The organism is Nocardioides ungokensis (assembly GCF_013466985.1).
In the GTDB taxonomy this organism is placed as follows: domain Bacteria; phylum Actinomycetota; class Actinomycetes; order Propionibacteriales; family Nocardioidaceae; genus Nocardioides; species Nocardioides ungokensis.
In genome coordinates, this window is sequence record NZ_CP059164.1 from 1717542 (window position 1) to 1731422 (window position 13881).

The window sequence follows — 13881 nt, forward strand, 5'->3', positions numbered from 1 at the left end:
ATCGCCCCCGCGGGAACTGCCGGGCGAGGGGCCGTCGTCCATCCTCTCAAATGCCGTCCGCCACGCGAAATCCGGCTCACGCGTGACGCCTCAGAGCCGCGAGAGGAACCGCTCGGCGTCGACCACGACCCGGGTGACCTCACCCGTGGCCACGACCTTGCCGCCGGCCCCGTCCGCGCCCACGTGGCGCGCGGCTACGGCGAAGCGGTGCAGCCGCCCGTCGACGTACGCCGTGGACGCCGTCACCTCGACCTCCTGGCCGACCGGGCTGGCGGCGAGGTGCTCCAGCGCGACGCGGGTGCCGACGCTGGTCGCCCCCGGAGGAAGCGAGTCCTCGATCGCGGCGCAGGTGGCGGCCTCGCACCAGGCGAGAAGGCGCGGGGTGCCCAGCACGGGCAGGCTGCCCGACCCGACCGCGGCTGCGGTGTCGACGTCGGTGACGGTGAAGCGGAGGCGGGCCTCCCCGCTCGGCGGGCTCGCGGCGGTCATGCGACCAGGTCCAGGCGGTAGGCGATGAGCTGGACGTGGGGGACCGGCTTCCAGTCCCGCTCCGGGGTGCGCTCGAAGCCGAGGCGCTCGTAGAGCCGGTGGGCGTCGGCCATCTGCGGCAGGGACGACATCACGATGGCGGTGGCGCCCTCCTCGCGGAACCGGTCCATCACCAGCCGCACCAGCGCCTCGCCCACGCCCGACCGCTGGGCCCCCGGCGCGACCGCGAGCATCCGGAACTCGCCCTCGTCGTGCCCGCCCAGCTCGCGCCAGGGCGATCCCTCGCGGCAGATGGTGACGGTGCCGAGGATCTCGTCACCGTTGTCGGGCGTCGCGACCCACAGCTCCGCCTCGAGGTCGCGGGCGGCCGCGTTGCGCAGGTGCTCGACGTAGGGGTCGGTGGGCCCGAGCGTGAACGACTCGTACGCCGCGACCGTCACCTCACCCACGGCCTCGTGGTCGCGCGGGGTCGCCCGTCGCAGTCGCACCCGAGGCCTCAGATCCCGAACGTGTTGCGCGGGTAGGCGGCCTCGACGTCGGTGATGACGTTGACCAGGTAGGGCACGCCGGAGGCGAAGGCCCGGTCCAGCGCCGGCCCGATCTGGCGCGGGTCGGTCACCGTCTCCCCGGCGCCGCCGAGCGCCCGCACCACCTCGTGGTACGCCGTGCGGGGGGCGAGGTCGGCGGCCACGTCGTAGCCGTAGAGCATCTGCATCGGCGCCTTCTCGAGGCCCCAGGCCGAGTTGTTGCCCATCACCATGACGACCGGCAGCCCGTGCCGGACGAGGGTGTCGACGTCCATCAGCGAGAAGCCGGCGGCTCCGTCGCCCAGCAGCAGCACCACCTGCGAGGACGGGCGCGCCAGGCGCGCGGCGATGGCGGCACCGAGACCCGCCCCGAGGCAGCCGTAGGGCCCGGGGTCGAGCCAGCCGCCGGGTCGTCGAGGCTCCACGAACTTGCCGGCGAAGCTGACGAAGTCGCCGCCGTCGCCGATCACGACCGCGTCGTCGGCCAGCCGGGGGACCAGCTCGCCGTAGATGCGTGCGGGGTGGATCGGGTCTGCCTCGGCGGCCAGAGGGCGGCGTCGCGCTCGGTGGCGCTCGCGACGGCGCCCCGGAGGTCCTCGACCCACGCCGACCAGTCCGGCCGGCGGACCACCTGGTCGAGCCCCGCCAGGAGCCCGTCGAAGACCGCGGTGAGGTCGCCGCTGACCGATGCGGCGAGATCGGCGTGGCCGGAGACCTGGCCGGGGGAGTCGGCGACGTGCACGACCTGGGCCGGTGCCGACGCTGCCCCGTCCGGTCCGGAGGACCCGCCGAAGACGCCGTACCCGAGCCGGAAGTCCAGGGGCGTGCCGACCACGACCACGAGGTCGCTCCCGCCGAGGGCCCGGCCCCGGGCCTTGGTGACGAGCAGCGGGTGCCCGCCCGGGACCACGCCGCGGCCCATGCCGTTGGTGATGGTGGGGATGCCCGCGGCCTCGACGAAGCGCAGCGCCGCCTCCTCCGCGCGGTCGGCCCACACGTCCGTGCCGAGCACCAGCACGGGCCGGGTGGCGGCCGCGAGCAGCTCGGCGATCTCGGTGACCGCGTCCGGGTCCGGGTCGGCGCCGCGGCCGGTCAGCGGCGCCGGCGCGGGGCCGGAGGCGCTGCTGAAGAACTCGTCCATCGGCACGTCGACGAAGACGGGCCCGCGGTGGGACGAGCCGGCCGCAGTGAAGGCCTCGTGCATGCCGTCGAGGACGTCGTCCGCGGTGTGGAGGGTGCGGGCCAGCTTGGAGATCGTCGCCAGGATCGGCGGCTGGTCGAGCTCCTGGAGGCTGCCGCTGCCCCATCGGTTGGCGGGGGCCCGGCCGCCGACCACGACCATGGGGGAGCCGGCGAACTGGGCCTGGGCGATGGCGCTGACGCCGTTCGTCACGCCCGGTCCCGCGGTCAGCACGGCGAGGCCGGGGACACGGGTCAGCTTGCCGGTGGCCTCCGCCGCGAAGGCGGCGGTCTGCTCGTGGCGCACGTCGAGCAGGCGCATCGGCGGGTCGGCGGTGACGGCACCGTCGTACATCGGGAAGACGTGGGCGCCCGAGAGCGTGAAGAGCGTCTCGACGCCGTGGGCCCGCGCGACCGCGACCGCCAGCTGGCCGGCGTGACCGCTGATCCCCTCCGTCACGGCGTCCTCGGGCTGGTCGGTCCCGCCGGTGTCCTGGATCACAGCGTCGCTCATGCGGCGAATGTTACTCGGGCGTAGCGGCCAGGTAGTGGGGGTTGGTCGCCTTCAGTGCCTGCACCAGCACCAGCAGCAGGTCGGAGCGGACCTCGGGCGGCTTGGGCCCGAGCACGAGCTGCAGGTGCAGCGCCCGGAGGAAGGCCTGGGCGTTCCCCCCGACGAGGAACGGGTCGCGGTCGTCGTAGGACCCCTGCGTGCCGGCGGTCGCGGCCAGGCGGGCGATCCAGGGCTCGAGCACCCGCAGCGGGACCAGGTTGCGGCGCAGCACCTTCATCGTCGCCAGCGCCAGCCGATCCGGCTCCCCGGCGGTGAACAGCCGGTCGACCGGGAGCAGCACCCGGTCGGCGATCACGTCGAGCACCACGGTCAGCTCGGGGGTGGCCACGTGCGGCGACTTCGCCAGGGTGCCCAGCGCGTCGGCGCCGTGGGCGACGGCGTGCGCCCAGCCCTTGCCCGGCACGAAGCCACGCAGGTCGCGCTCGCGCAGAAGCCAAGTGGCGATCCGGTCGCCCCACTCGAGGATCTTCCCGCCCGGGAGCAGCGGCCGGCCGTTGTCCCGCTCGATGCACTCGGCCAGGACCAGGACGGAGAAGCTGCGCCGGAAGACGGTGTCGGTGTCGATCTCGCCCACCCCGACGCGCAGCCCCGCGGCCATGCCGTCGCCGAGGCCCGCCAGCAGGTCGTCGTAGACGCCCCGGTCCACCCAGGTGGCCAGCGTCGGGTAGGCGGTCCCGTCGCGCAGCGCCGGGTCCGGTGATCCGAGCATCCGGGTCAGCTCGGCGGTCAGGTCGTCGAGCGGGCGGTCCGAGGGGACTGCGAGTCCCTCAGCGTGAACCTGGCTCCAGTACGACCCCGACATGGGGGACATCCTGCCAAAGCCCGCGCGGCGACACGCCCGGTGGTCCCTGGTGATAGACCTGTGCCCGTGCCGTCGCTGACCGAGCTCGTCCGCAGCCACACGGACCTCGACGAGGAGGACGTGGCCTGGCTGCAGCTGCTGCAGGCCGACTGGCAGATCATCGCGGACCTCTCGTTCGCGGACCTGGTGCTGTGGCTGCCCGATCGCGAGGCCCAGGGGTTCTGGGCGGGAGCGCAGATGCGGCCCACGACCGGCCCCACGGCGTACGTCGACGACGTGGTCGGCACGTTCGTCCCCGTGGGCCGGCGGCCGATGCTGGACATGGCCTGGGCGCAGGGACGGCTGGTCCGCGAGGGCGACCCCGAGTGGCGGGACGACGTGCCCGTGCGGGTGGAGACGATCCCGGTCCGCCGAGGCGGACGGGTGATCGCCGTCGTGGCGCGCAACACCAACCTCCTCGGCGTCCGCACCCCGAGCCGCCTGGAGCTGTCCTATCTGCAGACCGCGGCCGACCTGACCCAGATGATCGCCCACGGCTACTTCCCGGCCCCGGGCCAGCGCAGCGACCACGCCGACTCGCCCCGCGTCGGTGACGGGTTCCTGCGGGTCGACGCGCAGGGCCGGGTGGTCTACGCGAGCCCCAACGCGCTGTCGGTCTACCGGCGCCTCGGGCTGTCCGGTGACCTCGCCGGCCTCTCGCTGGCGGAGCTGACGCGCTCGCTGGTGCCACCGCGCCGCCGGCCCGACGAGGAGACGCTGAGCGCTGTCCTGGGCGGCCGCGCACACCGCGACACCGAGATCGGCACGGACGAGGCCTCCCTCATCGTGCGGGCGATCCCGCTGCGGCCGCAGGGCGACCACATCGGGGCCCTGATCCTGGTGCGGGACGTCACCGACCTGCGGCGCCGCGACCGCGAGCTGGTGACCAAGGACGCCACCATCCGCGAGATCCACCACCGGGTGAAGAACAACCTCCAGACGGTGGCCGCGCTGCTGCGCCTCCAGGCTCGCCGGATGGACTCGGAGCCGGCCCGATCGGCCCTCGAGGAGGCCGTGCGCCGCGTCGGGTCGATCGCGATCGTCCACGAGACGCTGAGCGAGGCGGTCGAGGAGCAGGTCGACTTCGACGAGGTCGCCGACCGGCTGGGGCGGATGGTCACCGAGGTCAGCGCCGTCGGCGACCGCGTGCGGGTACGCCGGGACGGGCGCTTCGGCGTCCTCCCGTCAGAGGTCGCGACGGCCCTGGCGATGGTGCTGACGGAGGTGCTGCAGAACGCCGTGGAGCACGGCTACGCCGAGCAGGCCGAGGGGGATGCGCCGGGTGGCGAGATCCTGGTGACCGTGCGACGGCTGGTCGGCCGGCTGCACGTCAGCATCGACGACGACGGGAGGGGACTGCCGGAAGGCTTCGACCTCGACGTGTCGACGAACCTCGGGCTCTCGATCGTGCGGACGCTGGTGGAGTCGGAGCTCGGAGGCCAGCTGGAGGTGGGGCCGGCTCCGGGAGGGCGGGGAACCCGGGCGGCGCTGGACCTGCCGCTCGAGTGAGCCCCGCCCGAGGCCTCGACGTGCGAGACCGGACGGGGCTCTCGACGGATCAGGCGGTGCGGACGCGGGCCCGGGCGTTGCGGCGCTTCAGGGCACGCCGCTCGTCCTCGCTGAGGCCGCCCCAGACACCGTGGTCCTGGCCAGCCTCGAGCGCCCACGCGAGGCACTGTTCGCGCACCTCGCAGCGTCGGCACACCTGCTTGGCCTCCTCGATCTGGAGGATGGCCGGACCGGTGTTGCCGATCGGGAAGAACAGCTCCGGGTCCTCGTCGAGGCAGGCGGAACGGTGGCGCCAATCCATGGCTGGGGGATCCCTACTTCCTTCTACGTTCGTACAGGTCAGGAGTTCTCACAGCCCTGCGCGCGCCCGTGCTTGCGGGGTGATGTGAAGACGTTCACGAGCGCGTCGTCTAGCGTGGCAACTCTTGGACCGTTAAACAACCCCTGCGCGCGGTCTTCTTCGTCACAAGCGTCACACCGACCGGCGGCGGCTCCGGGGCACGGCTTCGGCGGTCTCTACGCCCCATCTCTAGGCTGGGCGTCGTGAGCACACAGTCTACCGACCGGCCCGCCCCTCTCGTCGTCGCCGCCTCCCTGGTCGCGATCGAGGGCGGGCTGGTGCTCGTCCTGGGCGTCCTGGAGTTGGCCAACCTGTCCTCGGACCGGGTGGCCCTGGGGCTGACGACGACGGGATTCTTCGCGGCGTACGGCGTCGGGCTGCTCCTGTGTGCCTGGTCGGTCACCCACGGCAGCTCCTGGGCCCGGAGCCCGATCGTGCTCGCGCAGCTGATCTGGCTGGGGATGGCCTGGAGCCTGCGGGGTGGCGAGGGAACCTGGGCGGCGATCGCGCTGGCCGTGGTGGCGCTGGTCGTGCTGGCCGGGATCCTGCACCCGGCGAGCATCGACTCCCTCTCCGACGGGCCCCGTCAGGAGCCCTGAGGGGCTCAGCCGGACTCCTCCAGCGAGGCTCGCAGCTGGTCGAGGGTGCGGTTGAGCAGTCGCGAGACGTGCATCTGGGAGACGCCGATCTCGTCGGCGATCTGCGACTGGGTCATGTTCTTGAAGAACCGCAGCAGCAGGATCTTCTTCTCGCGCGGAGCGAGCCGGTCGAGCAGGGGCTTGATCGACTCGCGGATCTCGACGTGCTCGAGGTTGTGGTCGTCGACGCCGATGGCGTCGAGCATCGACGCGGCCCCGTCGTCGCTGTCGTCGCTGGCGTCCAGCGACAGCGTCGAGTAGGCGTTGCTCGACTCGATGCCCTCCACGATCTCCTCGACCGTGCAGCCGATGCTCTCCGCGAGCTCGCGCGGGGTGGGGGAGCGGCCCAGGGACTGGGTCAGCTCGGCCGTGGTGGCGCCGATCTGCATGCGCAGCTCCTGGAGCCGTCGCGGCACCCGGATCGCCCAGCCCTTGTCGCGGAAGTAGCGCTTGATCCACCGATGATGGGGGGGTGGCGTAGGTGGAGAACTCCACGCCACGGTCCGAGTCGAAGCGGTCGATCGACTTGATCAGCCCGATCGTGCCTACCTGGACGAGGTCCTCGAAGGGCTCGCCACGGTGCGGAACCTGCGCGCACAGTGCTCGACCAGCGGGAGGTGCAGGTGCACGAGTGCGTCGCGAGCGCCCTCGCGGCTGGCCTGGGTGGCCGTCTCGTCGCGAAACGTGACGAAGAGCTCCGCGCTGCGACGTCGGGTGAGCTCGACGCCGGTCGCAGGGCCGGTCGCAGGGCCGGTCGCAGGGCCGCCGCTCTCGTCCCCGTGATGTCGAGATCCATGTCAGGGGCCGACCTCCGGATGGCCCGACCCATGGTGAGCGTGATCGTGAAGCGCCCTTCCTTGGCATCGGCCGACGCGCTCGTGGCCAGGGTCGTGAGGACCTGCCAGGCGAAGCTGTCGTAGTCGGGCAGGGCGCCGTGGGTCGAGTCGACCCCGACGTTCACGGTGAGCCGTCCCGGGCGCATGAAGAACTGGCACAGGAGGTCGGCGGCCTCGTCGGCCTCCGGCAGCACCATCGCGTCGCCTCGCCGACGGCGATGCGCAGGTCCTCGATGTCGTCGATCGGGAAGTCGAGCCGTGCGGCCAGGCCCGCCGTGGTGGTCCGCAGCACTGACACGTAGGCGCTGTCGGCGGGAACCTTGAGCTCCACGTCCGCGCGGTCCTGGGAATGACCGCTCGCCGGCCCGGTCAGTGGGCCCCTCAATGACATCGTCGTAGTCCTCCGTGGGGATGGGTCTCGCGCTGCAGACTAGTGGGGGCCGGCCCCCGGGTGGTGTACCCGGTGGCCGACCCCGTCACACATGTCGGATTCAGGCCTTCTTGGTCTCCCAGAAGATCTCGGCGATCTCGTCGATCTTGGCGAGCAGCTCGTCGGCCTTGGCCGCGTCGAGCTCGCCCTTGGTGCCGGAGGCGCCGGCGAGCTTGGTCGCCTCGTTGACGAGGGTGTGGAGCTGGGGGTACTTCTCGAAGTGCGGGGGCTTGAAGTAGTCGGTCCACAGCACCCACAGGTGGTGCTTGACGAGCTCCGAGCGCTGCTCCTTGATCAGGATCGCGCGGGTGCGGAAGTCGGGGTCGTCATTGTCCGCGACCTTGGCGATGATCGCCTTGATCGACTCGGCCTCGATGCGGGCCTGTGCCGGGTCGTAGACACCGCAGGGCAGGTCGCAGTGGGCCGAGACCTCGACGGTGGGTGCGAAAAGTCGCGCGAACATCCAGTGTCCTCTCATGGGGGAACGACGTGTCGACTGCGACACTACTCCGGTGCCGAGTCGTCCACAGGGGGAGGTTTCGTACCCCTCGCGGTGGCCTTCATTCGGCCTCGCGCGGGTGCGCGGCGCCTCGATGACGCCCACCCTTCGACCTGGTGACCTGCTGCTGGTCAGGTACGCCGCACCCGTGCGGCCGGGCGCTCTCGTCCTGGCGTGCTTCCCGGACGGCACCCTGGCCGTCAAGCGGGCCGTGGAGCGGCGTACCTCCCGCACCGGCGCCCCGGCCTGGTGGCTGCTCAGCGACAACCCCGCAGAGGGGGTCGACTCGCGCCACCGCGGGGCGATCACCGACGACGCCGTGCGTGCGGTCGTGCTGGCGCGGGTCTGGCCGCGCCCCGGGCGTCCGCGCTGACCTGTCCGTGGACGGTGCCCGGCGGCCCGGGACGCCTGTGCCAGACTGGCCCCAGGGAGATCCCCTGGTCCGACGAGTTCCGCGAACCACCCTTTCCGCGTCGAGCTGGACCACCCTTCGTCCCCCGACGGCCCCGCGCCTGGAGAGTCAGATTGGTCATGGAAGCTGAGTCGCACCCGCACACCGGTGACCCGGTCTTCGACCTGCACGTCGGCGGCAAGATGGAGATCGCCCCGACCGTCTCGCTCACCGGCCGCGACGACCTGTCGCTGGCATACACGCCGGGTGTCGCCCGCGTGTGTGAGGCGATCGCGGCCGACCCGTCACTGACCCAGCACTACACCTGGGTGCCGAACACGGTCGCGGTCGTCACCGACGGCACGGCCGTCCTCGGCCTCGGCGACATCGGTCCCGCGGCCGCGATGCCCGTGATGGAGGGCAAGGCGGTGCTGTTCAAGCAGTTCGGCAACGTCGACGCGGTGCCGATCTGCCTGGACACCACCGACGTCGAGGAGATCATCGAGACCGTGGCCCGGCTGGCGCCGAGCTTCGGCGGGATCAACCTCGAGGACATCTCGGCTCCGCGCTGCTTCGAGATCGAGCAGCGGCTCAAGGAGCGGCTCGACATCCCGGTCTTCCACGACGACCAGCACGGCACCGCCGTGGTCGCGCTGGCCGCCCTCAAGAACGCGCTGCGGCTGACCGGGCGCAACCCCGAGTCGACCCGCGTGGTGATCTCCGGCGCCGGCGCGGCCGGCGTCGCGGTTGCGCGGATCCTGCTCGAGGCCGGGATCAAGGACCTGGCGGTCACCGACCGCAAGGGCGTGCTGAGCTCCGCTCGCGGTGACCTGACTCCGGTCAAGCGCGCGCTGGCCGTCGACACGGCCGACAACTACGGGCGCTCCGGCTCCCTGGCCGACGTGCTGGTCGGGGCCGACGTCTACATCGGGGTCTCGGGCGGCACCGTGCCGGAGGAGTACGTCGCCACGATGGCGCCCGACGCGATCATCTTCGGCCTGGCGAACCCTGTCCCCGAGGTCCATCCCGACGTCGCCCACCGGCACGCCCGGGTGGTCGCCACCGGCCGGTCGGACTTCCCGAACCAGATCAACAACGTGCTGGCCTTCCCGGGGATCTTCCGGGGCGCGTTCGACGTCCACGCCACCGCGATCACCGAGGGGATGAAGCTCGCCGCGGCCGACGCGCTCGCCGAGCTGGTGGGCGACGACCTCGCCCCGGACCTGGTGATCCCGTCCCCGTTCGACCCGCGCGTGGGTCCGGCCGTGGCCACCGCCGTGGCCGAGGCCGCTCGCCGAGACGGCGTCGCGCGTCGTTAGAGCGGCTCGATAGGTTGGCGGGCATGTTCGCCGTCTACGCCGAGAAGTTCTCCACCGACGACCCGCTGTCCGGCCTGGTGCTGGGGGAGCGGCCCGACCCGGAGGCCCCCGAGGGGTGGACCACCGTGACGGTCAAGGCCGCCTCGCTCAACCACCACGACCTCTGGTCGCTGCGTGGCGTCGGCCTGCGCGAGGAGTCGCTGCCGATGATCCTCGGCTGCGACGCCGCCGGCCACGACGAGGACGGGAACGAGGTGCTGGTGCACGCCGTCGTGAGCGACCCGTCGTGGACCGGGGACGAGACGCTCGACCCGAAGCGGTCGCTGCTCTCCGAGCGCCACCAGGGCACCTTCGCCGACAAGGTCGTGGTGCCCCGCGGCAACGTGATCGCCAAGCCGGAGTCGCTGTCGTTCGAGGAGGCCGCCTGCCTGCCGACGGCCTGGCTCACGGCGTACCGGATGCTCTTCACCCAGGGCGACCTCAAGCCCGGGGACACGGTGCTGGTGCAGGGCGCCGGCGGCGGCGTCGCCACCGCGCTGATCACGCTGGCCCGGGCTGGCGGCCTGCGCGTGCTCGCCACCAGCCGCGACGAGGCGAAGCGGGCCCGCGCGCTGGAGATCGGCGCCCACGAGGTCTTCGAGTCCGGGGCGCGGCTCCCGGTCAAGGTCGACGCCGTCATGGAGACCGTCGGCCGCGCCACCTGGTCGCACTCCATCCGCGCGCTGCGTCCCGGCGGCAAGATCGTCATCTCCGGCACCACCTCGGGTCCGAAGCTCGACGACGCCGAGCTGACACGGATCTTCTTCCTGCAGCTGAGCGTCATCGGCTCCACCATGGGCACCCGCACGGACCTCGCCTCGCTGGTCAGCCTGCTCGACGCCTCGGGCGCGCGACCGCTGATCGACCGCACCCTCCCGATGGACCAGGCCCGCGACGGGTTCGCGGCGATGGCCGAGGGCGACGTCTTCGGCAAGATCGTCTTCACCCGGTGAGCGTGCACGTCGTCTCGGGTGCCGGCTCCGGCATCGGGGCCGTCCTGGCGGCGCGGCTCCGCGCACGGGGCGACGAGCTGTGGCTCCTCGCGCGCAGCGAGGCCCGTGCCGCCGAGCTGGAGGCGGCTCACCCCGGTGCGCGGACCCTGGTGGCCGACCTGGCTGACCCGGGAGGGCTCGAGCGTGCGCTGGCGGTGGCCGATCTCCCCGACCGCCTGGACTCGCTGCTGCACGTCGCGGGCGTCGTCGACCTCGAGCCGGTCGCCGGGCTCGACCTCGCGCGCTGGCAGCGGCAGCTCGACGTCAACCTCACCGCGCCGGCGCTGCTGACCCGCGCGCTGCTCCCGGCGCTGCGGGCCGCCAGGGGCACGGTGGTCTTCGTCAACTCCGGCGCCGGCCTGTCCGCGAACCCGACGTGGTCGGGCTACGCCGCCTCCAAGTTCGGCCTCCGGGCGCTCGCCGACGCGCTGCGCGGCGAGGAGCAGGAGCGCGGCGTACGGGTGACCACGGTCTACCCGGGGCGCACCGCGACGCCGATGCAGGAGAAGGTTCACGCCCAGGAGGGCAAGGAGTACGACGCAGCGGCGTGGAGCGACCCGGCCACCGTCGCCGCGACGATCCTGCACGTGGTCGACCTGCCGGCCGACTCCACGATCCCGGACGTCACGGTCCGGCCCACGCCGAGAGTGCGCTGAGGGCGCTCAGACAGGCTCGAACAGGAAGATCCTGACGCGGCGTCCGCTGATCCGCTGGACGTACTTCAGGTAGCCGCCGTAGACGCCGGCCGAGTCGGCCAGCACCGCGGCGTACTCCGCCTCGCTCGCCGGCCGGGCGACCACGTCGACGGTGGTCCCGCGGTAGGTGAGGGTGGCGTGCGGGTCCGCCTCGAGGTTGAGCGCCCAGGCGGGCGTCCCCCTCTGCCCGAAGTTGGTGCCGAGGACCGCCAGCGTGTCGCCGGTGGGAATCGAGATCAGGTGGGTGGTGCGGCGCAGCCCCGACTTGCGGCCGGTGGAGGTGACGTCGATGACCGGGAGCCCGGCCAGGAGCTCCGGGACGCTCTGGCGACCACCGGTCAGCCGGCCGAGGGCGTCGTCGAGGTGCCGCAGGGTCCTGGCGAACACCCAGGCGCCGAACCGCGTCGAGGCGAACTCCTGCACGAGGCGCTGGAAGGCGTTGGGACGCTTGACCCGGTAGCCGAGGTCGGAGGCGAGGACCATGCGCCGAAGGTACGCCTCAGGGCTTCGAGCGCCAGTTCAGCGCGCCGACGAGCACCATGCGCAGCTGGGTGCGCGCAGTCTCGACGATGGCCTTCTCGGCGTCCGGCCTGGCCGGGGCGCCCAGGATCGCCTCGGCGGTCGCGACCAGGGCGGTGACGATCAGGTTCGACAGGATGCCCAGGTCCTCCGCCGACCACGACTGGGTGCCCGGCAGCCGCGCCAGGTCCGTCGCGAGCTCACGCTCGAAGAGCTCGATCTGGTGGCGGATCTCCTCCCGCACCGCGGGTGGACCGGCGGCGCGCTCCCGAGCGATGAAGAGGAAGTGGGCATGCTGCCGGTGCACGTGCTCGACGAGGACGTTGATCGAGCGGTCGGCCATGTCGTCGAACGCCGGGTCGCCGCGGCGTACGTCGCGGAGCATCGCGCGCAGCGAGGCGAACGACTCGTCGACCAGGGCCAGGCCGAGTGCCTCGATGGACTCGAAGTGACGGTAGAAGGCGGTGGGCACGATGCCGACCTCCTTGGCCACCTGGCGCAGGGAGAGTGCGCCCAGGCTGCTCTCCTCGGAGAGCCGCAGCGCCGCATCGAGGATGGCGCGTCGGGTGCGCTCCTTGCGCTCGACCCTCGTCCGGTACTCCTCCGCCATGCCGCGATCGTAGAGGCAGGCATTTGTGGACGCGGCCCTCGAGGCGTGAGGATGGCTGCCATGAGGGACCACCTGAGCAAGGCCGAGATCCGCAAGGGACGTGGTCCAGACGCCGTGCAGGCGGCGGCCACCACGGTGGGGCAGGTGACCGCGATCGTCACCGGCGCGGTGCGTGACGTGGCGGGGGTGCTGGGCGGCTTCGCCACGGAGATCTTCGAGATCCGCGACTCGGCCCGGAAGGCCGCCGGCGACCACGAGGAGTGACCTGGTCCAGACCTGTGGTTGCGGTCACGGGAGGTCGGGTAGGTACAGACCACTCGGGGGACGAGAACCCTGGCCGTTCGACCGCACCGAGGACCACCTACATGGACACGACATTCGCCTCCCACTACGACGTCGGCACGAGCACGCTCGAGCTCACCGGCGAGTTCGACCGTGACGCCTGGTCCCTGGTGCACGAGGAGGTCGAGCGAGCCTTCAGGCGCACCGCCTGTCGGCTGACCATCGACCTCACCCGTGCGCATGGCGTCCCCGCACACTTCGTGGGCCATCTCGTGCACCTGTGCAACTGCTGCTACCCCGGCACCATCGTGCAGGTGGCGGCACAGCGCGGAGCGCCCGCAGCCTGACGGCTGACCCGGTCTGCGGGGCGGTCAGCCGAAGGACATCCGGAAGTCCGCCATCCGGACCGACGCCACGGCCGCGCGCGAGCCAGCCAGCCCAGCGGGCCGTCGGGGGCGAAGTCCCAGCGGGCGCGACAGGGCAGGGTTCGCGAGGTGCCCCGCATGGTGGCCGAACCCTCGGGGCCACCGGGCTCCAGCGACGGCTGCCGGACCCGCCCCGGAAAGGGAGGCGTACGCCGGCCCGGGATATGTCGGTGAACCGTGCGTGGGCGATGGGGCGGCGCTCGACGCCGGCCGACCACTCGGTGCGGGACAGCGGGCCGGTGCGGCTGCTGTCCAGGGTGAAGTCGCACAGCTCCTTCGGGATCGCCCAGAGCTCCCGTCCGCCGTCATGGAGGCGGGGGAGTCGACCCAGATCTGCTCGATCTCGACGGCAGAGCCGCCGACCGGCCGGGCCACGAGCAGCTCGGAGTAGGTCAGCGGGCTGCCCTCCTCGTAGCTCACGAAGGCGGCGCCGTGGATCCCGGCCGGTCGGTCGCCGACCGGCTCGGGCAGCCGGAAGACCGTCAGGAACAGCTGGCCCACCAGCGGCCACGGTGCGGCGGGGTAGGCCACGATGCCCTCGTTCTCCGACAGGTGCGGCACGACGCTCTAGTCCTCGGGGTCGTCGAGCCTGGCCAGCCAGGTGGCGAACCGCTCGACGGCCGTCTCGAACTCGGGGTGGGTGTCGGTGAACTCCTGGAGGCGCTCGGCGAGCCAGGCCAGGGTGACCTCTTCGTCACCCCGGCGCTTCTCGAGCTCCTCGATCCCGCGATCAGTGAAGTACACGCG

Annotated in this window: 20 protein-coding genes and 1 pseudogene; 8 read left to right on the forward strand and 13 right to left on the reverse strand. The window is 72.4% G+C overall.

Annotated features, from left to right (window positions below; all coding sequences use genetic code 11):
• Positions 1-90: 90 nt before the first annotated feature.
• From H0S67_RS08475 to H0S67_RS08490, 5 genes are read right to left on the reverse strand one after another with little or no spacing between them, the layout of a single operon-like run.
• A complete protein-coding gene (locus H0S67_RS08475; RefSeq protein ID WP_180936234.1) occupies positions 91-489 on the reverse strand; it encodes a thioesterase family protein in 399 nt (132 codons plus the stop codon).
• Positions 486-938, reverse strand: a complete 453-nt coding sequence (locus H0S67_RS08480) for a GNAT family N-acetyltransferase (protein WP_246355224.1) — start codon at positions 936-938, stop codon at positions 486-488. Before H0S67_RS08480 ends, H0S67_RS08475 begins: the two co-directional genes overlap by 4 nt.
• A gap of 47 nt (positions 939-985) precedes the next feature.
• Entirely contained in the window at positions 986-1486 is a 501-nt protein-coding gene (locus tag H0S67_RS24735; protein WP_246355225.1) for a thiamine pyrophosphate-dependent enzyme, read from the reverse strand.
• Complete coding sequence (locus H0S67_RS08485; RefSeq protein WP_246355226.1) at positions 1483-2709, reverse strand: thiamine pyrophosphate-binding protein; 1227 nt, start codon at positions 2707-2709, stop codon at positions 1483-1485. The genes H0S67_RS24735 and H0S67_RS08485 overlap by 4 nt, the downstream gene beginning before the upstream one ends.
• 10 nt (positions 2710-2719) lie before the next feature.
• Positions 2720-3571, reverse strand: a complete 852-nt coding sequence (locus H0S67_RS08490; RefSeq protein ID WP_180936236.1) for a DUF2785 domain-containing protein — start codon at positions 3569-3571, stop codon at positions 2720-2722.
• A 66-nt stretch (positions 3572-3637) separates the two neighbouring features.
• Between H0S67_RS08490 and H0S67_RS08495 the strand changes: the two genes are divergently transcribed.
• The gene (locus H0S67_RS08495) at positions 3638-5119 is read left to right on the forward strand and encodes a PAS domain-containing sensor histidine kinase (protein ID WP_180936237.1); all 1482 of its coding nucleotides are present in this window, start codon (positions 3638-3640) and stop codon (positions 5117-5119) included.
• A 49-nt stretch (positions 5120-5168) separates the two neighbouring features.
• Here H0S67_RS08495 and H0S67_RS08500 read toward each other — a convergent pair whose 3' ends face one another.
• Positions 5169-5420, reverse strand: a complete 252-nt coding sequence (locus H0S67_RS08500; protein WP_011755173.1) for a WhiB family transcriptional regulator — start codon at positions 5418-5420, stop codon at positions 5169-5171.
• Between the two features lie 242 nt (positions 5421-5662).
• Here H0S67_RS08500 and H0S67_RS08505 point away from each other — a divergent pair, with 242 nt between their 5' ends.
• Entirely contained in the window at positions 5663-6058 is a 396-nt protein-coding gene (locus H0S67_RS08505; RefSeq protein WP_180936238.1) for a hypothetical protein, read from the forward strand.
• 5 nt (positions 6059-6063) lie between these two features.
• Here H0S67_RS08505 and H0S67_RS08510 read toward each other — a convergent pair whose 3' ends face one another.
• From H0S67_RS08510 to sodN, 4 genes and pseudogenes are all read right to left on the reverse strand, one after another.
• A complete protein-coding gene (locus H0S67_RS08510) occupies positions 6064-6597 on the reverse strand; it encodes a sigma-70 family RNA polymerase sigma factor (protein WP_246355227.1) in 534 nt (177 codons plus the stop codon).
• A 31-nt stretch (positions 6598-6628) separates the two neighbouring features.
• Positions 6629-6961: pseudogene (locus H0S67_RS24740) on the reverse strand (hypothetical protein); the annotation flags it as partial.
• Positions 6962-7054: 93 nt separating this feature from the next.
• Complete coding sequence (locus tag H0S67_RS23365; protein ID WP_219635580.1) at positions 7055-7264, reverse strand: ATP-binding protein; 210 nt, start codon at positions 7262-7264, stop codon at positions 7055-7057.
• Between the two features lie 160 nt (positions 7265-7424).
• On the reverse strand, positions 7425-7826 hold the full coding sequence (gene sodN, locus H0S67_RS08520) for a superoxide dismutase, Ni (protein ID WP_180936239.1): 402 nt from the start codon (positions 7824-7826) through the stop codon (positions 7425-7427).
• Between the two features lie 49 nt (positions 7827-7875).
• On the opposite strand from sodN, the gene H0S67_RS08525 reads away from it, so the two are divergent.
• The 4 genes from H0S67_RS08525 (at position 7876) to H0S67_RS08540 (ending at position 11259) form a co-directional block, all read left to right on the forward strand.
• Positions 7876-8235, forward strand: coding sequence for a S24/S26 family peptidase (locus tag H0S67_RS08525; RefSeq protein WP_281368979.1), 360 nt, complete (start codon positions 7876-7878; stop codon positions 8233-8235).
• Between the two features lie 158 nt (positions 8236-8393).
• On the forward strand, positions 8394-9572 hold the full coding sequence (locus H0S67_RS08530) for an NAD(P)-dependent malic enzyme (protein WP_180936241.1): 1179 nt from the start codon (positions 8394-8396) through the stop codon (positions 9570-9572).
• A gap of 23 nt (positions 9573-9595) precedes the next feature.
• On the forward strand, positions 9596-10564 hold the full coding sequence (locus H0S67_RS08535) for a zinc-binding dehydrogenase (RefSeq protein ID WP_180936242.1): 969 nt from the start codon (positions 9596-9598) through the stop codon (positions 10562-10564).
• Positions 10561-11259: an SDR family oxidoreductase gene (locus H0S67_RS08540; RefSeq protein ID WP_180936243.1), complete on the forward strand. Its 699-nt coding sequence runs from the start codon at positions 10561-10563 to the stop codon at positions 11257-11259. The genes H0S67_RS08535 and H0S67_RS08540 overlap by 4 nt, the downstream gene beginning before the upstream one ends.
• A gap of 6 nt (positions 11260-11265) precedes the next feature.
• Here the strand turns inward: H0S67_RS08540 and H0S67_RS08545 are convergent, their stop codons facing one another.
• Positions 11266-11781 carry a nitroreductase family deazaflavin-dependent oxidoreductase gene (locus H0S67_RS08545; protein ID WP_180936244.1) on the reverse strand — a complete coding sequence of 172 codons (516 nt, stop codon included), beginning with the start codon at positions 11779-11781 and terminating at the stop codon, positions 11266-11268.
• A gap of 16 nt (positions 11782-11797) precedes the next feature.
• Positions 11798-12427: a TetR family transcriptional regulator gene (locus H0S67_RS08550; protein ID WP_180936245.1), complete on the reverse strand. Its 630-nt coding sequence runs from the start codon at positions 12425-12427 to the stop codon at positions 11798-11800.
• 60 nt (positions 12428-12487) lie between these two features.
• On the opposite strand from H0S67_RS08550, the gene H0S67_RS08555 reads away from it, so the two are divergent.
• Positions 12488-12691 carry a hypothetical protein gene (locus tag H0S67_RS08555; protein ID WP_180936246.1) on the forward strand — a complete coding sequence of 68 codons (204 nt, stop codon included), beginning with the start codon at positions 12488-12490 and terminating at the stop codon, positions 12689-12691.
• Between the two features lie 101 nt (positions 12692-12792).
• Positions 12793-13056 (forward strand): hypothetical protein, encoded by a 264-nt coding sequence (locus H0S67_RS08560; protein WP_180936247.1) that lies wholly within the window; start codon positions 12793-12795, stop codon positions 13054-13056.
• Positions 13057-13701: 645 nt separating this feature from the next.
• Here H0S67_RS08560 and H0S67_RS08565 read toward each other — a convergent pair.
• Positions 13702-13878: a DUF6104 family protein gene (locus H0S67_RS08565; RefSeq protein WP_180936248.1), complete on the reverse strand. Its 177-nt coding sequence runs from the start codon at positions 13876-13878 to the stop codon at positions 13702-13704.
• Positions 13879-13881: the final 3 nt, after the last annotated feature.